This window comes from Mesorhizobium sp. M8A.F.Ca.ET.161.01.1.1 (assembly GCF_004792105.1).
Lineage (GTDB): Bacteria > Pseudomonadota > Alphaproteobacteria > Rhizobiales > Rhizobiaceae > Mesorhizobium.
Genome location: NZ_SRTD01000014.1, coordinates 1 through 19,228, shown reverse-complemented (window position 1 = coordinate 19,228; position 19,228 = coordinate 1). Strand labels below are relative to the sequence as shown.

Genomic DNA, 19,228 nt, shown 5'->3' with positions numbered 1-19,228 from the left:
GACGGTGATGCCCGCCGCCGGACATCCCGCCATCTCCTACAAGGCGTAGATGGTCCGGTTGAACTTCGTCTCCATCACCACATGGGAAGCGGTTTTGACGACGCCGCTGATTTCATTCACGGCATTCACCTCCCGGTTCAGCTTCTCGAGCGTCTCGGCGGCAAGGTGGATGATCAGGTCCCACTCGCCGGTGATGGCGTAGACCGCCTGGATCGAAGGCATCGCCTTGATCTTTCTGGAGACGTCCGGATAGCTCTTGTTGTTCAGGGCGGCGAGCGTGAAACAGTGGACGGCGTTCTGGGCCACCTCCTTGGTCAGCCGCACGCTATAGCCTTCGATAATGCCGCCGGCCTCCAGCTTCTGGATCCGCTCCTGCAGCGCTGTCCGCGATACGCCGAGCTGACGTGCCAGTGACGCGACCGGCTCACGCGCATTCTTCTGCATCAGCGCGAGCAGCTGACGATCCTTCTCGGTCAATTCCACAAACAAATCCTCTCGCTCGATCCGCGCTGTAACCGCCGCGATCCTATCGGCTGAACCGCCCCCGCGACAATCCGCAAGACCGGCCTTAGCGACCGGAACAAGGCGAACATATCCGGCACTTTGCCGTCTCAAGGCACGCAATGACTGCGCGATCGCCATTATCCCGCATTTCGCCGGGTGGAACCCTTCTTTTTGCGACCTGACTGTCTGGGGTCACAAACGCCGGTCCATCAGGGGGAACGAGCTTCGGCTGTGGTGGGCACAAACCGATCCGCGTTGAACCTGTGGCCGAAAGCGCTGAGGTCCGACGTTACGCATCCTATCAGTTTCAACCACAAGGGAGGGATAACTTTGAAAAAGCTGCTCGATTTAGCCGTTCTTGCCGCCGCGACATTCGCGATCACAACGGCGGCCATGGCCGGGGAAACCCTGGACCGCGTCACGTCGAAAAAGGCGATGGTCATCGCCACCAACGCGGCCTGGCCACCGCAGAGCTTTCTCAACGACAGCAACGAACTCGCCGGCTTCGACATCGATGTCTCGCGCGAGATCGGCAAGCGGCTCGGTGTCGAGGTCTCGTTCGAAACGCCCGACTGGGCGACGCTGACCGGCGGACGCTGGCAGGGACGCTACGACCTCGGCGTCGGATCGGTCACGCCGACCAAAGCCCGTTCCAAGGTGATCGACTTTGTCGGCATCTATTATTACAGCCCCTATGTCTACGTCCTGCACAAGGACAGCGGCGCGAAGTCGGTCGCCGATCTCAACGGCAAGATCATCGGCGTCGAGACGGCCACCACCTCGGAGGATTTCATCCGCCGCAAGCTCGAAATCGACGCACCCGGCCTGGCTCCCATCCAATACAAGCTGGAACCGGGCGAGGTCCGCACGTACGCGGATTCCATGCTTCCCTTCGATGACCTGCGGCTTGGCGACGGCGTGCGCCTGAATGCCGTGATCGCACCGGAGCAGACGGCGCAGAACGCCATCAAGAACGGCTATCCCGTGAAGATCCTCGAAGGCGAGTACGCCTTCCGCGAGCCGCTCGTCGTCATCGCCGAGAAGAAGGATCCGGAGTGGACCGCGAAGGTCGCGGGCATCATCACCGGGATGAAGACGGACGGCACGCTCGCCGCGCTGACCACGAAGTGGTACGGCAAGGACTACAGCGCCAAGTAAAGTCATTCCGCCGGCTGCCCCTCGGCAGCCGGCGGCGTCACCCACCAAATACATGCCCCTCACCGCAAAGTCGTCGATGGCCTATCCGGATACCTACTACGCCCGCACCCTGACCGACCGGAAGACGAGGCCTCCGCTGCAAGGCGAGGCGCAATGTGACGTGGCCGTCGTCGGCGCCGGATTGGCCGGGCTGACGACGGCGCTGCAGCTGGCGCGCGCCGGACTGCATGTCGCCGTGCTGGAAGCCCAGCTCGTCGGTTTCGGCGCTTCGGGCCGCAATGGCGGTTTCGTCACGCCCGGCTTCGCCACCGGCGGCGACAATATCGCCGCACGTGTCGGCAGGGAGGCCGCGCGCGACCTGCACCGGCTGTCGATCGAAGGCGTCGAATTCGTGCGCGACACCATCGAGACGCTCGCAATATCGGCCGCCCAGCCGCGTGCCGGCCTGCTCAGCGTCTTGCGCTACGACGACGGCGATGCGCTGAAGGCCTATGCCGAACAGATGGCCCGCGACCATGGCTATGAACTTCAGTATCTCGAGAGAGAAGACGTCCGATCGGTGCTGAAGTCCGCTCGCTACCACCAGGGCCTGCGCGACCCGAACGCCTTTCACATCCATCCGCTCAACTATCTGCGTTGCCTGGCCGACGAGATCGAGCGGCTTGGCGGCGAGATTCATGAAAGCTCCGAAGTCGTGCAGTGCGACCTCTCGGGGCCGCAAAAGATGCTTCGCACCAGACAGGGCACGCTTCGGGCGCCCCGGATCGTGCTCGCGACCGGCGGCTATACCGGCCCGGTTTTCGGCCAGCTCTACCGGGCGTTCCTGCCCATCGCGACCTATGTCATGGTTTCCGAGGCGGCTCCCCGCCTCATTGCGCAAGCCGTCGCCACGACGGACGCCGTCGGCGACAACAGGCGGGCCGGTGACTATTATCGCCTGGTCGAGAATGGCAATCGTCTCCTGTGGGGCGGGCGCATCACCACGCGCGCCGCTTCCGCCGATGCGTTGGCGCGCGAATTGCGCCGCGAGATGGTCGGCACCTACCCGCAGCTTGCCGGCCTCAAGACCGAACTGGCGTGGTCGGGGCTGATGTCCTATGCCCGGCATCTGATGCCCCAGATCGGCGAGCTGCAGCCAGGCGTCTGGTACTGCACCGCTTTCGGCGGCCATGGGCTCAACACCACGGCGATTGCCGGAAAAATTGTCGCCGAGGGCATTCTGGGCGCCTCGGACCGGTACCGGCAGTTCGCGCCCTTCGGACTGAGCTGGGCCGGCGGCGCCGCCGGCCTGGCCGCCGCGCAGCTTACCTATTGGAAACTGCAAGCGCAGGACTGGTGGCGGGAACGCAACGCCATCGCCAAGGACAAGGTGACGGCATGATCGGCAGGCTGATGCTCTCCCATCCAGGGCTCGCCCGCCGCGCCGCGGCCGCGCTTTTTCCGGCGCTGCTGGCCGCAGCCCTCTACGCCATGGGCATCAAGTCGAGCTGGATCGGCTCATTGATGCCGCTTGCGTCCGACTGGCTGCAGGCCAACCCAGCCTTGTCGCGAGCCCTCTCGGCCGTGTTGATCGCGCTGCTGGTGCTGGTGAATTGCAAGCTGCTTCTGCTCCTGCCCCGACGCCAGCAGATCGTCGGCGTCTGGATCGAGCTGTTCGTGCTGCTGATGCTGTTCTTCTATTCCTTCGACCTCTCCCTCGCCTTCATCGCCAGGAAAGTCGGCTTCCTGATCACCCAGGGCGTCACCACGACGCTTTACATTTCGGCGATCTCGATCCTGATCGCGACCTTGATCGCACTGGTCGGCGCCATCGCCAAGTTGACCGGGAACGGCATCGTTTACGGGCTGGCCACCTTCTACACATCGTTGTTTCGCGGCCTGCCGTTGCTGATGCAGATCTACATCATCTATCTCGGGCTGCCGCAGATCGGTTACGTGATCGGCGCGGTGCCGGCGGGTATCGTGGCGCTGTCGCTGTGTTACGGCGCCTACATGACCGAGATCTTCCGCGCCGGCATCGAAAGCATCCCGCGTGGTCAAAGCGAAGGCGCCACGGCGCTCGGCCTGAGCCCCGGCCAGACCATGGCGCTCGTCATCCTGCCGCAGGCCATGCGCGTCATCATCCCGCCGACCGGCAACCAGTTCATCGCCATGCTGAAGGATTCCTCGCTGGTCTCCGTCGTCGGCGTCTGGGAGATCATGTATCTCGCCCGCACGATGGGCCAGACGGAGTTCCGCCATATCGAGATGCTGATTACCGCCTCGATGATTTACTGGATTCTGTCGATCGCGCTGGAATTCGGCCAAGCCTATCTCGAACGGCGCTTCGGCCGATCAGGACGCCAGGTGGTCTGACCCTCTAGATCAGCGCGGCTGCGGCGCCTCGGCCTTCAGCCGCATGAGCTGGTCGCGCTGCAGGTCGAGCGCGGCGGTGACGAAGCGCCGAATGGTGGCAAGCTCCGCGTCACCGAACGTGGCAATGAGCTTCTCCCCTTCCCGCGCGATGGCGCCGTAGTAGCGTGCCGACAGCTCCCGTGTTGACTCCGTTGCCTCGATGACCACCTTGCGCCTGTCCTCGAGGCTGCGCGTGCGCGTCAAGAGGCCGCGCGCCTCCAGCCGGTCGATCAGCGCGGTCACCGCGGCCGGCGTCAACCCGGTCGCGGTCGCGATCGCGCCGGCCGATTGCGGGCCGCCGTGGAGCAGTCCGATACAATGGCGCTCGGCCATGTTGAGGCCGAGTCTCATCCCCACCGCCTCGTCATAGGCCTGCGTCGCGTCCTGCCACTGCATGATGGCAAGGCCGATGGCTGTCGTCAGTTCGGCTCGATTCCGGCTTGACGAATTTAATTCGATCATCTAACTATCAATCCGTCTAACATTTAGACCATTATAGCAATATGCGGCTACGCCCCCGACAAGGCAAGAGCCGCTCCCGGGCAAGGATATGAAAAATGAGTTTGATTCAACAGCGTACGCCTCTCTCGCACGAGGAAGAATTCAAATACGCCAAGCTGGCCATGGAATGGTATGGCTGGGGCTCTCCGATCGGCCTCGGCATCCTGCTGGTGTCGCTGGCCGCCGCCGCCGTGCTGGTCCGGATCGCCGTCTACGGCTTGTGAGCCTCTTCCGGCGCCATCCTTGGCGCCGGCCCTGCTGGTCGTGGCTTGGCAGGATGACGGCTTCGTGGAGGCCGCTCAGACCGTGACCACCTTGCTCAGATGGTCGCCCAGCCGGCAGGCGAGCGCGGTGATCGTCGTCGTCGGGTTGGCTTGGCCCGACGTGCAGAACACGGAAGAGCCGCCGACATAGAGATTGTCCATGCCATGCACCTTGCAATTGGCGTCCACCACGCTCCTGGTGACATCCGTGCCCATGCGCGTGCCCCCCATATGATGATGGCCCGCCGTCTCTTCGTTGGTCGGATAATCCTCGCCGTTCGAGATCCAGTCGGCAATGCGCACCCGGCCCAGGTTCTTCTGGGCAAGCGTCGTGCCGAACAGCCTCAGGCCTTCGAGAAGGGTGCGTTGTTCCAGTTTCGATTTCTTCCAGTGCAGTTCGATGCGCGGCACGCCGGCATGGTCGACCTCGGTCTTCGACAACTCGATCTGGTTCGAAGCCAGCGGCGCCTGTTCCCAGGCGACATAAAGCTGAGCGGCGCAACGCAGGTTCTGGTCGAGCTTGCCAGATACCCATTCCGCCATGTGCGGCGCCGTGCAGGCTAGGTCGGCGATGAGGCTCTTGACGCCCGGATAGGGCGTCTCGATCAGCCGGATGCCGAAATTCATGATCTTGAGACGTTCCATCGCGGCAGGCATCGGCGAGAAGAAGGCCTCCTTGACGGCATCGACCTCGAACGCACCATAGTCGGCCAGGATGGCGTTGCCGCCCTCGAAGGTCGGATGCTCCATCCAGTAGCGGCCAAGCGCCGTCGCGTTCGGCACGACGCCGCCGTTGGAGCGCTGGTTCGACCACAAAAGCAGCCGCGAATTCTCCAGCCCGCCGGTGCAGACGATGAAATAGTCAGCGCTGAACGAGCCGGCGTCCTGTCCGTTGGACCACAGCTTGGCGCCGGTCACGCGTTTGCCGTCGCCGGCAAGCTCGGTGGCGTAGGTGTTGAGCACGACGGCGATGTTTTTGCTCTTGTCGAGTTCGTCGGCGAATTTTTCGGCAAACCGCACCGCCGGGCTCTTGATCAACTGCACCCAGCGAATGTCGTCCGAAATCGGCACATCAGGCCGGAAATCGGGAAGGTCGAGGATAGCGCGCACTTCCGAGAGGTAGGGTTCGATGTCGGCGCGGCGGATCGGCCAGCCGGTGTCGGGTGCCCAGGCCTTCGGCTCGAAATCCAGTGTGTCGAGCACGCGGCACCAACCGGCCCAGTGATTGGAGCTGCCGCCCATGAACCGCAGCCGGGTGATGTCGAGATCGAAATAGAAATCGCCGACGGTGGTGCCGCGGTAGAAATCCTGCGAGTCGTCGCTGAATTCCCGCGGACCGGCTTCCAGCACCACGACCGGAATGCCGGCAGCGCCAAGTTTTCTGGCGATCGTTGTGCCGGCCGGACCGGAACCAAGGATGCAGACCCTTGGCGCAAAGTTGGCGGCGCGATACGCCTCGTAGCTGTCGAAGATCATGCCAGATCGCTCCGCTTCAGGATCCAGCCATTGACCTCGACGATCTCGTCAGGATCGGCCCGGGATGAACCGGCATGGGTGGCGTCGGCATTAGGCAGCTTGCGGAACAACGACAGGGCAGGCAGGGCGATCAGCGCCTGCACGAGCGTGCGGCGCGACATTGTTTTTATGAGGAAACTCATGGCAGGTCTCTCGGCTAGGGCTTCGATGCGCGCATGACATTCCCCGAACGGCACACACATCGTCACGGAAGCCAGTATCGTGCCAAGCATGGCATCAAGGCGGGGAAAGTGCCGACAAGCGGCACAACCGGATGCAAACAGGGTTAGAAATTTTTTAACGGGCCAGGTGTGCCGGCCCGGCCTGCTCATGCCGCTTCGGAAATATCGGTATCGAGGATCGTCAGGTTGCGGCCCGCATGCTTGGCTTGGTAGAGGCGCCGGTCCGCGGCGCGCATCAGCTCCGATACGTTGACATCCTCGCCGCAGACAGTGCCGCCGATGCTGACGGTCAACGGAATGGTCCGTTCATCGACCGGCCGGAAGCGGATCAGTTCGACCTCGCGGCGGATCCGCTCGGCAACGCGCTTGGCCTCCTGTTCCGTGGCTCCGGTCAGAAACGCGCCGAACTCCTCGCCGCCGATGCGGCCGAGCACGTCGCCGCTGCGCACGCCGCGCTCGATGGCGCTGGCGATCAACAGCAGCGCGTCATCACCGGTCAGGTGGCCGAAATTGTCATTGATCGTCTTGAAGTGGTCGGCGTCGATGATCAGCAGGGCGCCGCGGTCGGACTTGCGCCGGGAGCCGTCCAGCGCGGCAAAGAAGCTTTCCCGGTTGAGCATGCCGGTCATGTCGTCGCGGCTCGCCTTTTCCGCCAGGCGGCGGTGCGCGGCGGCGAGTTGGGCATGAGCACGGGCAAGCTCGCGATGCGCGTTTTTCAGCCTGTCGCTCTGCCAGAACGTGCTGGCGCATGCGGCCCAGGCAAGGACCAGCGGACAGAGCGTCGAGGTCAGCCAGATCGTGCGCGTTATGGGGAATCCCATGGCTGGGACGACAATCAACGTCAGCATGAGAGAGGCGGCGACGGAGGCGAAAGCGATGGCGGCGGATTTGAGAATAATGCTGTTCATCGCGAACTCCCCTCAGGACTTGTCTCTGTGCCAGCAAGCCCTGAAGGCCACCTTTCCCGGACGGTTAAAATTTGAACCGTGAGGCCATTTCTGCAACCTCAACGGGCAGAAGTTGTGGATAAAGTCCCTTTCGGAATCCCTGTTTCATGCCATAAGGAGCGCATGACGACGCTTCCCGATCCCGCCCGCTTCGCCCATGTCACCGACTGGGTGTTCGACCTCGACAACACGCTCTATCCGCACCACTCGAATCTGTTCTCGCAGATCGACGTCAAGATGACCGCCTATGTCGGGGAGCTGCTGGCGCTGCCGCGCGAGGAGGCGCGCAAGCTGCAGAAGGAGCTCTATCTCGAATACGGCACGACGCTGAACGGGCTGATGACGCGCCACGGCATCGATCCCGACGACTTCCTCGAGAAGGTCCATGACATCGACTATTCGTGGCTGGTGCCCGATCCCGTTCTCGGCACCGCCATCCGGCAGCTTCCCGGTCGCAAGTTCATCTTCACCAATGGCGACCGCAGGCACGCCGAGCGCACCGCGCGCCAGCTCGGCATCCTCGACCATTTCGACGACATCTTCGATATTGTCGCCGCCGACCTCAACCCCAAGCCGGCGCGCCAGACCTACGAGAAGTTCGCCGAGCTGCACGCCGTCACCGGCCACAATGCGGTGATGTTCGAGGATCTCGCCCGCAACCTGGCCGTGCCGAAGTCATTGGGCATGACCACGGTTCTCGTGGTACCGCGCAATTTCGAACCGACCTTCTCCGAAATCTGGGAACGCGACCCGGCCAACGAGGATGACGTCGATTTCGTCACCGACGATCTCGCCACGTTCCTCACGACCATAGTCGCAAGGGAGTAGGGAATTGAGGAATTGAGGAATTGAGGAATTGAGGAATTGAGGAATTGAGGAATTGAGGAATTGAGGAATTGAGGAATTGAGGAATTGAGGAATTGAGGAATTGAGGAATTGAGGAATTGAGGAATTGAGGAGGGACGCAAGACCATGCCCCTTATTTCGTCAATTCTTCATTTCCCCAGTTCCTCATTTCGTTTCCCAAATTCCCCCAACTCCTATTCCCCCAGCTTGTAGAAGCGGCTGATGATACCCCAGGCTTCGTCGGCTGTGTCGACGAAATCGATGATGTCCTGATCGCCCGGGCTGATGGTGCCTTGCTCGGCGAGGAAGTCGAGGTCGATCGCCCGCTTCCAGAAGGACTTGCCGAACAGGATCACCGGCACGCGCTCCATGCGCCCGGTCTGGATCAGCGTCAGCGTCTCGAAGAACTCGTCCATCGTGCCAAAGCCGCCGGGAAACACCGCCACGGCCTTGGCGCGCATGACGAAGTGCATCTTGCGGATGGCGAAATAGTGGAAGTTGAAACAGAGCTCCGGCGTCACATAGGGGTTCGGTGCCTGCTCGTGCGGCAGCACGATGTTGAGCCCGATCGACGGCGCGCCGACATCGTCGGCGCCGCGGTTTCCCGCTTCCATCACGCCGGGTCCGCCGCCGGTCACCACGACATATTCGCGATAGTATGACGTGGCTGACTGCCGCGAGCAGAGGCGGGCGAATTTGCGGGCCTCCTCGTAGTATTTGCTGTTTTCCTCGAGGTTCTTCTTCTGCGTCTCGTTCTTGGCCGCCCAGGCTTCGCCACCGGGCTCCGGCAGGCGCGCGCCGCCGAACAGGATCACCGTCGAACGGATGCCGCGCTCGGCCAGGATCATTTCCGGCTTCAGCAGTTCCAGTTGCAGCCTGACCGCGCGCAGTTCGCGCCGGGTCATGAAGTCGGGATCGTTCCAGGCCAGGCGGTAGGTTTCGGCGCGCGTCTGCGGCGTGTCCGGCACGCTTTTCGACCGCTCCAGATCCTCATCCGAATGCGGCAGCGGCGTCCATCCCGCCTTTTCCATGGGAGTCATCGAATCCACCCGTCCATTCCTTTACTTGCGTCGTCCCGTGACGCAGTCGCGATTGACCCCCATTGAGCCTTAACATAGGGTCCGCGCGACTTTTAAACAGGTTAAGGCGCAGCCCCTTAACAGCTTGGTAATGGAGCAAATTCATGTCGAAGCCCGATCTGGCGAGCCTCGAAAAGACCATCGACAAGGCCTTCGAGGAACGCGACGCCATTTCGACCGCGACCCGCGGCGAGGTGCGCGACGCCATCCAGTCGGCGCTCGACCTGCTCGACCGCGGCACCGCCCGCGTCGCCGAGCGGCAGACCGACGGCAAATGGCACGTCAACCAGTGGCTGAAGAAGGCCGTGCTGCTCTCCTTCCGGCTCAATCCGATGGAGATCATCAAGGGTGGCCCCGGCGAGGCCGTGTGGTGGGACAAGGTGGCGTCCAAGTTCGACGGCTGGAGCGCCGTCGATTTCGAAAAGGCGGGCTTCCGCGCCGTGCCGTCGTCGATCGTGCGCCGTTCGGCCTATGTGGCGCCAGGCGCCGTCTTGATGCCGTCCTTCGTCAATGTCGGCGCCTATGTCGATAGCGGCACAATGGTCGATACCTGGGCTTCTGTCGGCTCCTGCGCCCAGATCGGCAAGAATGTCCACCTTTCGGGCGGCGTCGGCATCGGCGGCGTGCTGGAGCCGATGCAGGCCGGTCCCACCATCATCGAGGACAATTGCTTCATCGGGGCGCGTTCCGAAGTGGTCGAGGGCTGCATCGTGCGCGAGGGCTCGGTGCTCGGCATGGGCGTCTTCATCGGCCAGTCGACCAAGATCGTCGACCGCGCCACCGGCGAGGTCTTCTATGGCGAGGTGCCGCCGAATTCCGTCGTCGTCGCTGGATCGATGCCGGGCAAGCCGTTTCCAAACAACGAACCGGGCCCAGGTCTCTATTGCGCCGTCATCGTCAAGCGGGTCGACGCCAAGACCCGGTCCAAGACCTCGATCAACGAATTGCTGCGCGATTGATCTTTGCGCCGGGCAGGCGCACCTTCCGCCGGCGCGACGATCGGTCGCGCTGGTTCAACATGGAGGGGTGACATGGACTGGAAGTATCTGCTCACAAGCTTTGATGGCCGCATCAACCGAGCCAAGTTCTGGGCCGGCATCGGCGTATTCATCGTGATCGGCATTATCGCTTTCATTCTCGATGCGATCCTCGGCACGCGTTTCACCACCGCCAGCGGTGCCCAGATCGGCATCATCGGCATCCTCTTCGCGCTGGCATCGATCTATTTCGCGATTGCCCTCTATGCCAAACGCTGGCACGACCGCAACAAGTCGGGCTGGTGGACGCTGATCGGCCTCGTACCCATCATCGGCGGCATCTGGCTGCTGGTCGAACTCGGCATCCTCGAAGGCACCAAGGGTGCCAACCAATATGGATCGGACCCGCTTGCCTGAAAGATCGGATCTCAACTGGCTTTTCTTCAAGACATCGGGCCGCGTCAGCCGCGCGGCCTATTTTCTCGGCGGATTGCTCGTCGCCATCATCCAGGCGTTCCCGCTGTACCGCTTCACGCTGGTGCCGGAGGGCTCGGCCGAGAGCAATATGTGGTCGTTCATCTTCTTCATCGCCTTCATCGCCTCGCTGTGGTCGAACATCGCGCTGGCGGTGAAGCGTCTGCACGACCTCGACAAGCCGGGCATTGCCGCGCTGATCCTGTTCGTGCCGGTCGTCTCGATCGTCGCCTTCCTTGTGTTGTGCCTGTTTCCAGGGCAGCCTGGGCCCAACCGCTATGGCCGGCGCACCAACGAGCCGGCTGAATCGAAGAGATAGAGAGGCATGATGTCGTCCGAAAGCCGCTCCGCACTTTTCGGCATCATGTTCTAGGGGCCGATCGGATATCTCGCCATGCGCTACCGCACGCTTGATCCGAAACTGATCATCGAAACCGCCGAGCGGCTTGAAGGCCGCGTCGCCGACCGTTTCCCGGACGCCGGGCTGCGCGGCGTCGCCGCCGAACTGGTGTCGCTGTCGCGCGATCTGGCCAAGGCCGCCAAGGCACTGGAAGCGCCGATCTGGTGGCTGCGCGGCATCATCGTCGCCGCCGTGATCGCGGGCGCGCTGATCTTCCTGTTCGTCGGCACCATCTTGCCGCTCATTCACATCTCCCAAGCCGACGACGCGGTGCAGTCGGTGCAAGGCATCGAAGCCACGATCAACATGATCATCCTCGCCGTGCTCGGTTTCCTTGCCCTGATCCGCACAGAGGAGCGCATCAAGCGCAAGCAGGTGTTTCGCCAGCTGCACGGCCTGCGTTCGCTGATCCACGTCATCGACATGCACCAGTTGACCAAGGATCCGGCGGCGCTGTCGGCCAGTTTCAAGCCGACCTCGCATTCGCCGGCCCGCATCACCAATGCCGCCGATCTCGCGCGCTATCTCGACTATTGCTCCGAAATGCTGTCGATCACCGGCAAGATCGCGGCGCTGTTCGCCCAGTCCGTCAATGACGCCGTCGTCATCGACGGCGTCAACGACATCGAGAACCTGGCGTCCAACCTGTCGCGCAAGATCTGGCAGAAGATCACGTTGATCGACGGCCGGCCGGCGGCGCCAGAACCTTCTCCGGCACCAGGCCCGGCGAGCCAAGCCGCTCGGCTTCCGCCGCGCGCACCAAGGCGCTGACCCGCTGGACCGTCGGCGCCGGCGTGCCGGCTTTTTCGGCGAGCCGCAAGACAGCACCCTGCAGGTCGTCGATCTCGGTCGGCCGGCCGCGCCGCAGATCATCCCACATCGACGAACGCGCCTCGGGGTCGATCGCCAGCATGCGCCGTGCCAGGATCTTGAACAGCCAGTCGGGCAGCCTGAGCACCTTCGGCAGCAGCGCAGGGCGCAGGCTGGCGATGCCCGCCGGCTCGATGCCGGAGGCCTTCATCGCCAGCAAGGCCTCGTCGATCTGGCCGGCGAGGATCAGCCGCCAGCGCCTGTCGGCAAGTTCAGTCGCCAGCGGCAGGCCCGACAGCGCCACCAGCGCATTGTTCAGGTTCATCAGAAGCTTGCCCCACAGCACGGCCTTCATGTCGCCATGCGTTTCGACGGCGAGGCCTTCGACGTCGAGAAGGCGGGCAAGGCCGGCATCCCCATCTTCAACCATTACCTTGCCGTCGCTGGCACGGTGGACGCGCAGCGGCAGTTCGCCGTCCGGCGATTGCACGACATTGAACGGCACCATGCCGGCCAGCACCGTTTGCCGGCCTAGCGCCGCGCTCAGCCTGTCGGCATTGTCGACGCCGTTCTGCAGGCTCACCACCACGGCATCGGGACGGGCATGGGCCTTGATTAGGGCCGCCATATCCTGCGTCGCGCCGCTCTTGACTGTAACCAGGATCACATCGGCCACCGGCAAGGCGACAGCGGGATCCACGGTGACGGCGAGTGCTTCCGACTTGATCAGTCGATCGCGGCCTTCGAGGTCGCTGACGCGCAATCCGCCCTGCCGCACCGCTGCCTCGATGCGCGGTCGGGCGAGCAGGACAAGCTGCCGCCCGGCGAGTGCCAGGCAGCCGCCGGCATAACAGCCAATGCTGCCGGCGCCGGCAATGACGATCCTCTTTTCCCCGTTTGCCATCTCTTGCTCCGCATCGGTCGACTATACGACATGAAAACCATAATGTCGGCGGTATCGTCGGCCATGGGGCTGGCCCCTACGTCTGGCCGTGACAGGCCTTTCGCTTTCGACTATCGCTTTTGCCATGACGCTGCCGACTGATCCCGCCGCAAACCTCGCCTCTCTCATCCGCTGTGCCTCGGTGACACCAGCCGAAGGCGGCGCGCTGGGCGCGCTGGAGGCGATGCTGAAACCGCTCGGCTTCCTGGTCGACCGGCCGGTGTTCTCCGAGGACGGCACGCCGGATATCGAGAACCTCTATGCACGGCGCTCCGGCAACGGCCCGCACCTGATGTTCGCGGGCCATACCGACGTGGTGCCTGTCGGCGACGAAGCCGCCTGGACGCACCCGCCTTTCGCCGCCGAGATCGCCAATGGCGAGATGTATGGCCGCGGCGCTGTCGACATGAAGGGCGGCATTGCCTGCTTCATCGCCGCGGTGGCGCGCCATGTCGAGGCAAATGGCGGACCGAAGGGCTCGGTGTCGCTGCTGATCACAGGCGACGAGGAAGGGCCTGCCATCAACGGCACGGTCAAGCTGCTCGAATGGGCCGCATCCAAAGGCGAAAAATGGGACGCCTCGATCGTCGGCGAGCCGACCAATCCGGACACGCTTGGCGATATGATCAAGATCGGCCGGCGCGGCTCGATGTCGGGCAGCATCACCGTCAATGGCCGCCAGGGCCATGCCGCCTATCCGCAGCTTGCCGACAATCCGGTGCGCGGCCTGATGAGCCTGGTGGATGCCTTGCTGCACCCGGTCTTCGACAAGGGCACGAAGGATTTCCAGCCGACCAATCTGGAGGTGACCTCCATCGATGTCGGCAACCCGGCCACCAACGTCATTCCGGCCAAGGCGACCGCCACCTTCAACATCCGCTTCAACGACAGCTGGACGGCCGAGACGGTCCAGGCCGAAATCCACAACCGCCTCGATCAGGCGGCGGGGCGCAAGAAGTATCGGCCAGGCAAGAAGACGCCGGTCGACTATGACCTCGTCTGGCGCGACCGGCCGAGCCATGTCTTCCTGACCCGCGACGACAGGCTGGTCGAGACGCTGAGCGGCTCCGTTGGTGCGGTGGTCGGCAAAAAGCCGGCGCTGTCCACCTCCGGCGGCACATCGGATGCGCGCTTCATCAAGGATTATTGCCCGGTGGTCGAATTCGGCCTGGTCGGCAAGACCATGCACATGGTCGACGAGCGCGTCGCCATTGCCGATCTGGAAACGCTGACGCGAATCTACCAGCGCTTCATCGACGACTGGTTCGGACAGGGCTGACCGGCATGCTTTCGGCGGACGAAACCCAAGCTTCGCTGACCGGCGCCTGGCGGCTGATGCTCGGCAAGGCCGATGGGCTGCGCCTGCTCGACCTGTCGGCCGACGGCTTCTGGAATTCGTTCTTCGCCATCATCATCGCGGCTCCGGCGCTGATCGTCGGCTGGGTCGGCATCGCCAACCAGATCGGCGATCCCGATGCCTTCGCCGGCCGCTTCTCCATGCTGGTGCGGCTGGCGACGGTCGATATCGGCTCCTGGGTGCTGCCGCTGGTCGCGCTCGCCTTGGTGGCGCCGCGCGCCGGCATTGGCGGGCGCTTCGTCCACTATGTCGTCGCCAGCAACTGGGCCTCGGCCATCACCGCCTGGCTGATGCTGCCCTCGGCGCTGATCAGGCTTTTCCTGTCGTCGACAAGCCAGGTCTCGAGCCTTGTGTCGCTGCTCCTGTTTTCCCTGTCGATGGTGCTGACCTGGCGCATGACCAATGCCACGATCGGCAAGGGCGCGGCCGTCGGCACCGCCGTTTTCGTCGGCATGTTCATCGCTTCGCTGCTGGTGCTGTTCGGGTTGCAGATGCTGCTCGGCATCGCCGTGCCGGACGATATCGGGGCTCAGAGCCTCTCGGGACTCTATCCCGGGTAGAGCCCAGTTCTAGCCAGGGCAGAGTTGGTGTCTATCCGGGGTAATCGACGCCTATCAGGAAAAGCCCATCGGGCGGCGCCACCTGGCCGCAAGCGGCGCGGTCTTGCGCCTCGAGCGCGGCCTTGAGGTCGCCTGATGTCCAGCCGCCGTCGCCGACCCGCTTCAGCGAGCCGACCATGGAGCGCACCTGGTTGTGCAGGAAGGACCGCGCCGAGGCTCTCACTTCGATCACGTCACCCGTTCGGCTGACATCGAGCCGCTCCAATGTCCTGACCGGGCTGTTGGCCTGGCACTGGGTGGAGCGGAAAGTGGTGAAGTCGTGCCGGCCGAGCAGGAGCTTCGCCGCCTCGTGCATCGCGGCGGCATCGAGCCGCTTCGGCACCCACCACACCTTGCCCTGTTCCAGTGCCGAAGGCGCGCGCCGATTGAGGACACGGTAGAGATAGTGCCGGCCCGTGGCCGAGAAACGGGCATCGAAATCGTCGGGAACGACTGCAGCTTTCAGGATGGCAATGCGCGCGCGCGCCGCCTGCAGGTGCGCATTGATGGCATCGCGCACCTTGTCGTCGGGCCACGCCTTGGCAAGGTCGACATGCGCGACCTGCGCGGTGGCGTGCACGCCGGCATCGGTGCGGCCGGCGGCGCGCAGCCGGACCGCCTCGCCGCAGAATTTCTCGATCGCCTGTTCGATCGCCTGCTGCACCGAAGGCTGATCGGCCTGGTGCTGCCAGCCGGCAAACAGGCTGCCGTCATATTCGATGTCGAGGCGAAAACGCGGCATGCCGGTCGGCTGTACGCTCTCGCCTAGGCGGCGAGAGCGGTGAAGGCGGAGGCGTAGACCAGCCTGCCGGCTTCGGGTGCGTCGCCCCAGGCCAGCGCCTGCAGCGCTTCGCCTTGGTATTCGCTGTCGAACTTTTCAGCCCGGGCGTGGCTATAGCCGAAACGGCCGTAATAGGCCGGATCACCAAGCACAACGGCCAGTGTCTCGCCAGCGTCCTTGAGCCGGATATGGGCCTCGCGGATCAACGCGCCGCCGATGCCGGAGCCGTGAAAAGACGGCTCCACCGCCAGCGGGGCAAGCGCCACGGCGGCAAAACTCTTGCCGCCGTTCTGCACGAACAGGCGCGAAAACAGGATGTGGCCAACGGCCTGCCCGTCTTCTTCCGCCACCAGTTCGACGACGGCATCACCGCCGGTCACCAGCGCGTCGACCAGTCCGGCCTCCGCCTGCTGGCCGAAAGCGTGTTCCTCGACGAGGCGGATGGCCTCGCGGTCCCGCGGCGTCGCCGCGCGTATCGACATCATGCTCATGAGAATTTCAGTCCTTTTTCGATCTTGGCTCCGCGCAGGAATTCCGACGCGGCGGCGGGCTTTCCGCCCGCACGTTGAACTTCGACCAGCCTGATCGCGCCTTTTCCACAGGCGACCGTCAGCCGGTCATCGAGAATTCCTCCCGACTCGCCCAAATCTTCCGAAGGCGACAGGCCTTCGGACAGAGTCGAGCGAAGCAGTTTCAGCCGCTCCATGCGGCCGCCAATTTCAATTTCGGACCAGGCGCCGGGAAAGGGCGACAGGCCACGAATGTGGTTGTGGACGTCGGCCGCAGGCCGCGTCCAGTCCACGCGCGTCTCGGATTTATCGATTTTCCTGGCGTAAGTCACCCCTTCGGCCGCTTGCGCGGTAAATGTCAGGGTATTCCGTTCCAGCCGTTCCAGCGCTTCCACCATCAGGGCAGCGCCAACGCTCATCAATCGATCATGCAGATCGCCGGCTGTCATATCGGGGTCGATGGCGCATTTTTCAAGCAATGCCACCGGTCCGGTGTCGAGGCCCTCCTCCATGCGCATCACCATCATGCCGCTTTCCAGGTCTCCTGCCATGATGGCCCGCTGGATGGGGGCGGCGCCGCGCCAGCGCGGCAAAAGCGATGCATGGCCGTTGATGCAGCCGAGCCGGGGCGCCTCCAGAACCGCCCTGGGCAGAAGCAAACCATAGGCGACGACCACGGCGATATCGGCGCCGAGCGCAGCAAAGGCAGCCTGTTCGGCCTCGCCTTTCAACGATGCCGGCGTGCGCACCTCGATGCCCAGCCGCTCGGCCTCGCGCTGCACCGGCGACGGCGTCAGCTCCAGCCCGCGCCGGCCCGCGGCGCGCGGCGGCTGCGTGTAGACGGCGGCGACATCATGTCCCACTTCGGCAATGGCGCGCAGCGTCGGCACCGAAAACTCCGGCGTACCCATGAAGACGACACGAAGGGGCATTTCCCCTATCCCACCAGTTTGCCTGGCGCCTTGTCCTTGGCGAGCTTCCTGAACTTCTTCACCACCATGTCGCGCTTCAGCTTCGAGATGTGGTCGATGAACAGCACGCCGTTGAGGTGGTCGATCTCGTGCTGCAGGCAGGTCGCCATCAGGCCCTCGGCCTCCATCTCCTGCAGCGTGCCGTCGCGGTCGAGATATTTGACCCGCACGGAAGCCGGGCGCTCGACCTCGGCATAGTAATCCGGGATCGACAGGCAGCCTTCCTCGTAGACCGACCGCGCGTCGGCGCTTTCGAGAATCTCCGGGTTGATGAAGACGTGCGGCGCCGGCGTTTCGTCTTCCTTGGCAAGGTCGATCACCAGCATGCGCAGCGGTTCGCCGATCTGGATTGCCGCCAGCCCGATGCCGGGCGCGTCATACATGGTCGCCAGCATGTCGTCGGCCAGTTTGCGCAAGGGCGCGTCGACGCGCTCCACCGGCTTGGAAACCTGGCGCAGGATGGGGTCGGGAAGGATGATGAGCGGCTTGATCGGCATGGCGTTTCACCTAAGACCTCCAAGGAAAGGCGTCAACCGGTGCGCCTGAGCCTCGTTCACGTTTTGATCTGTGCCAGCCCGCCGAATCGGCTATGCTGTCCACATGAATGATCTCAGCACCATCTTTTCGGAGCCTGTCGTACGGCTCGGCGCCTCGACAATCACGCTGGGTCACGCGCTGGCCTTCGGCGCCTTGCTGTTTCTCGGCTTGTTCGTGGCGCTCGTCGTTGCGCTGTGGCGGTCGGCCAAGGCGCGCGCGGTCGCCGCCGCGGAGGCCGCCGACCATGCCCGCGACGCCGAGACACGCATGGCTGGTATTTTGCAGTCGCAGGCTGAAATGCAGGGCCGCATGGGGGCCATCGCCGAAGTGTTCGGCGCCCGGCAGGCCGAATTGACGCAATCGATCGGCCAGCGCCTCGACGCCATGACCGGCCGCATCGGCCAGACCATGACCGAGCAGACCAAATCCACGCATGAGAGCCTGGCGAAACTGCAGGAGCGGCTGGCGGTCATCGACACCGCGCAAGGCAACATCCAGTCGCTGGCCGGCCAGGTCGTGCAGCTGCAGGCGATCCTCTCCAACAAGCAGACCCGCGGCGCCTTCGGCCAGTCGCGCATGGAGGCGATCGTCGCCGACGGCCTGCCGCATGGGGCCTATGAATTCCAGGCGACGCTGTCGAACGGCAGCCGGCCGGACTGCCTGGTGAAAATGCCGAACGGCGCGCCGTCACTTGCCATCGACGCCAAATTTCCGCTGGAAGCATGGAATGCCATCCGCGCCGCCGACGGCGCCGACCTGCAGAAGGTCGCGGCCCAGGCCTTTCGCCGCGACATCGAGGTCCATATTCGCGACATTTCGGAAAAATACCTGCTCCAGGGCGAGACGCAGGACACGGCCTTCATGTTCGTGCCGTCGGAATCGGTGTTCGCCGAAATCCATGAGAATTTCGAAGCGGTCGTGCAGAAGGCGCACCGCGCCCGCGTCATCATCGTCTCGCCTTCGCTGCTGATGCTGTCGATCCAGGTCATCCAGGCGATCCTCAGGGATGCCCGCATGCGCGAGCAGGCGCATCTGATCCAGGGCGAAGTCATCAGGCTGATGGAAGATGTCCAGCGCGTCGACGAGCGGGTGCGCAAATTGCAGGGCCATTTCGGCCAGTCGGCCAAGGACATCGAAGACATCCTCGTCTCGACCTCGAAGGTGACCAAGCGCGGCCAGAAGATCGAGGCGCTGGAGTTCGGAGAAGGCGAGGCCGACGTCCCACACGGCGGCGCCGGCAAGGTGGAAGCCGCACCGCGCGTGGCTGATTCCAAGACGGGACAGCTGAGGCTGAGGGTCGTCGAAGATGGAGAGTAGTCGCTCGACGCCAGAGATTAGCGAAGCGTCTATCCCATCGTCATGTATGGACGGCCCCTCTTGGGCAAGAGGCAAAATAGCGGCGCCGGCGCAAGTCTGGAGCGGTCATGTATTCGGCCTTTAATGCGATCGATTTCGATGACCGCTGGCCCTCAGGGGTTACG

The 19,228-nt window shown here is 63.7% G+C and carries 23 protein-coding genes; 12 read left to right on the top strand and 11 right to left on the bottom strand.

Features of this window, described 5'->3' with window-relative positions:
* Positions 1 to 36 precede the first annotated feature (36 nt).
* Positions 37 to 642, bottom strand: coding sequence for an Lrp/AsnC family transcriptional regulator (locus tag EN804_RS26505; protein WP_245464266.1), 606 nt, complete (start codon positions 640 to 642; stop codon positions 37 to 39).
* A 255-nt stretch (positions 643 to 897) separates the two neighbouring features.
* Between EN804_RS26505 and EN804_RS26500 the strand changes: the two genes are divergently transcribed.
* The 3 genes from EN804_RS26500 to EN804_RS26490 all read left to right on the top strand — a co-directional run bounded on the left by EN804_RS26500 (position 898) and on the right by EN804_RS26490 (position 4,017).
* On the top strand, positions 898 to 1,662 hold the full coding sequence (locus EN804_RS26500; protein WP_245464268.1) for a transporter substrate-binding domain-containing protein: 765 nt from the start codon (positions 898 to 900) through the stop codon (positions 1,660 to 1,662).
* Between the two features lie 76 nt (positions 1,663 to 1,738).
* Positions 1,739 to 3,043: an FAD-binding oxidoreductase gene (locus EN804_RS26495; protein ID WP_135921757.1), complete on the top strand. Its 1,305-nt coding sequence runs from the start codon at positions 1,739 to 1,741 to the stop codon at positions 3,041 to 3,043.
* The gene (locus EN804_RS26490) at positions 3,040 to 4,017 is read left to right on the top strand and encodes an amino acid ABC transporter permease (RefSeq protein ID WP_135921700.1); all 978 of its coding nucleotides are present in this window, start codon (positions 3,040 to 3,042) and stop codon (positions 4,015 to 4,017) included. The genes EN804_RS26495 and EN804_RS26490 overlap by 4 nt, the downstream gene beginning before the upstream one ends.
* Before the next feature lie 9 nt (positions 4,018 to 4,026).
* On the opposite strand, the gene EN804_RS26485 is transcribed toward EN804_RS26490, so the two are convergent.
* The gene (locus EN804_RS26485) at positions 4,027 to 4,518 is read right to left on the bottom strand and encodes a MarR family transcriptional regulator (RefSeq protein ID WP_135921699.1); all 492 of its coding nucleotides are present in this window, start codon (positions 4,516 to 4,518) and stop codon (positions 4,027 to 4,029) included.
* A gap of 95 nt (positions 4,519 to 4,613) precedes the next feature.
* On the opposite strand from EN804_RS26485, the gene EN804_RS37360 reads away from it, so the two are divergent.
* Entirely contained in the window at positions 4,614 to 4,781 is a 168-nt protein-coding gene (locus EN804_RS37360; protein WP_188393833.1) for a hypothetical protein, read from the top strand.
* A gap of 75 nt (positions 4,782 to 4,856) precedes the next feature.
* On the opposite strand, the gene EN804_RS26480 is transcribed toward EN804_RS37360, so the two are convergent.
* The 3 genes from EN804_RS26480 to EN804_RS26470 form a co-directional block, all read right to left on the bottom strand.
* Positions 4,857 to 6,296 (bottom strand): GMC family oxidoreductase, encoded by a 1,440-nt coding sequence (locus tag EN804_RS26480; RefSeq protein ID WP_135921698.1) that lies wholly within the window; start codon positions 6,294 to 6,296, stop codon positions 4,857 to 4,859.
* Positions 6,293 to 6,478, bottom strand: a complete 186-nt coding sequence (locus EN804_RS26475) for a hypothetical protein (RefSeq protein ID WP_135921697.1) — start codon at positions 6,476 to 6,478, stop codon at positions 6,293 to 6,295. Before EN804_RS26475 ends, EN804_RS26480 begins: the two co-directional genes overlap by 4 nt.
* A 185-nt stretch (positions 6,479 to 6,663) precedes the next feature.
* On the bottom strand, positions 6,664 to 7,425 hold the full coding sequence (locus EN804_RS26470) for a GGDEF domain-containing protein (protein ID WP_127276044.1): 762 nt from the start codon (positions 7,423 to 7,425) through the stop codon (positions 6,664 to 6,666).
* A gap of 162 nt (positions 7,426 to 7,587) precedes the next feature.
* On the opposite strand from EN804_RS26470, the gene EN804_RS26465 reads away from it, so the two are divergent.
* Positions 7,588 to 8,292 carry a pyrimidine 5'-nucleotidase gene (locus EN804_RS26465; protein ID WP_135862578.1) on the top strand — a complete coding sequence of 235 codons (705 nt, stop codon included), beginning with the start codon at positions 7,588 to 7,590 and terminating at the stop codon, positions 8,290 to 8,292.
* A 212-nt stretch (positions 8,293 to 8,504) separates the two neighbouring features.
* Here EN804_RS26465 and EN804_RS26460 read toward each other — a convergent pair whose 3' ends face one another.
* Positions 8,505 to 9,350, bottom strand: coding sequence for an LOG family protein (locus EN804_RS26460; RefSeq protein ID WP_135862990.1), 846 nt, complete (start codon positions 9,348 to 9,350; stop codon positions 8,505 to 8,507).
* Positions 9,351 to 9,493: 143 nt separating this feature from the next.
* Between EN804_RS26460 and dapD the strand changes: the two genes are divergently transcribed.
* The 4 genes from dapD (at position 9,494) to EN804_RS26440 (ending at position 12,011) form a co-directional block, all read left to right on the top strand.
* Entirely contained in the window at positions 9,494 to 10,348 is an 855-nt protein-coding gene (dapD, locus tag EN804_RS26455) for a 2,3,4,5-tetrahydropyridine-2,6-dicarboxylate N-succinyltransferase (protein WP_127276047.1), read from the top strand.
* A gap of 72 nt (positions 10,349 to 10,420) precedes the next feature.
* The gene (locus EN804_RS26450) at positions 10,421 to 10,783 is read left to right on the top strand and encodes a DUF805 domain-containing protein (protein ID WP_127873295.1); all 363 of its coding nucleotides are present in this window, start codon (positions 10,421 to 10,423) and stop codon (positions 10,781 to 10,783) included.
* Positions 10,776 to 11,159 (top strand): DUF805 domain-containing protein, encoded by a 384-nt coding sequence (locus tag EN804_RS26445; RefSeq protein WP_245458575.1) that lies wholly within the window; start codon positions 10,776 to 10,778, stop codon positions 11,157 to 11,159. Before EN804_RS26450 ends, EN804_RS26445 begins: the two co-directional genes overlap by 8 nt.
* Positions 11,160 to 11,234: 75 nt before the next feature.
* A complete protein-coding gene (locus tag EN804_RS26440) occupies positions 11,235 to 12,011 on the top strand; it encodes a hypothetical protein (RefSeq protein ID WP_127873293.1) in 777 nt (258 codons plus the stop codon).
* Here the strand turns inward: EN804_RS26440 and EN804_RS26435 are convergent.
* On the bottom strand, positions 11,911 to 12,954 hold the full coding sequence (locus EN804_RS26435) for a 2-dehydropantoate 2-reductase (protein ID WP_135921696.1): 1,044 nt from the start codon (positions 12,952 to 12,954) through the stop codon (positions 11,911 to 11,913). The genes EN804_RS26440 and EN804_RS26435 overlap by 101 nt on opposite strands.
* A 124-nt stretch (positions 12,955 to 13,078) precedes the next feature.
* On the opposite strand from EN804_RS26435, the gene dapE reads away from it, so the two are divergent.
* The gene (gene dapE, locus EN804_RS26430; protein ID WP_135921695.1) at positions 13,079 to 14,272 is read left to right on the top strand and encodes a succinyl-diaminopimelate desuccinylase; all 1,194 of its coding nucleotides are present in this window, start codon (positions 13,079 to 13,081) and stop codon (positions 14,270 to 14,272) included.
* Between the two features lie 5 nt (positions 14,273 to 14,277).
* The gene (locus EN804_RS26425) at positions 14,278 to 14,910 is read left to right on the top strand and encodes a transporter (protein WP_127280839.1); all 633 of its coding nucleotides are present in this window, start codon (positions 14,278 to 14,280) and stop codon (positions 14,908 to 14,910) included.
* A 31-nt stretch (positions 14,911 to 14,941) separates the two neighbouring features.
* Here the strand turns inward: EN804_RS26425 and truA are convergent, their stop codons facing one another.
* Genes truA through def form a run of 4 tightly spaced genes read right to left on the bottom strand, consistent with a single transcriptional unit; the run spans position 14,942 to position 17,707 of the window.
* Positions 14,942 to 15,691: a tRNA pseudouridine(38-40) synthase TruA gene (gene truA / locus EN804_RS26420; protein WP_135921694.1), complete on the bottom strand. Its 750-nt coding sequence runs from the start codon at positions 15,689 to 15,691 to the stop codon at positions 14,942 to 14,944.
* A gap of 23 nt (positions 15,692 to 15,714) precedes the next feature.
* Complete coding sequence (locus tag EN804_RS26415; protein WP_127280837.1) at positions 15,715 to 16,221, bottom strand: N-acetyltransferase; 507 nt, start codon at positions 16,219 to 16,221, stop codon at positions 15,715 to 15,717.
* The gene (gene fmt, locus EN804_RS26410; RefSeq protein WP_135862582.1) at positions 16,218 to 17,171 is read right to left on the bottom strand and encodes a methionyl-tRNA formyltransferase; all 954 of its coding nucleotides are present in this window, start codon (positions 17,169 to 17,171) and stop codon (positions 16,218 to 16,220) included. Before fmt ends, EN804_RS26415 begins: the two co-directional genes overlap by 4 nt.
* A 5-nt stretch (positions 17,172 to 17,176) precedes the next feature.
* The gene (gene def / locus EN804_RS26405) at positions 17,177 to 17,707 is read right to left on the bottom strand and encodes a peptide deformylase (RefSeq protein ID WP_127278277.1); all 531 of its coding nucleotides are present in this window, start codon (positions 17,705 to 17,707) and stop codon (positions 17,177 to 17,179) included.
* Between the two features lie 103 nt (positions 17,708 to 17,810).
* Here def and EN804_RS26400 point away from each other — a divergent pair, with 103 nt between their 5' ends.
* Positions 17,811 to 19,064, top strand: a complete 1,254-nt coding sequence (locus tag EN804_RS26400; RefSeq protein ID WP_135921693.1) for a DNA recombination protein RmuC — start codon at positions 17,811 to 17,813, stop codon at positions 19,062 to 19,064.
* Positions 19,065 to 19,228 lie beyond the last annotated feature (164 nt).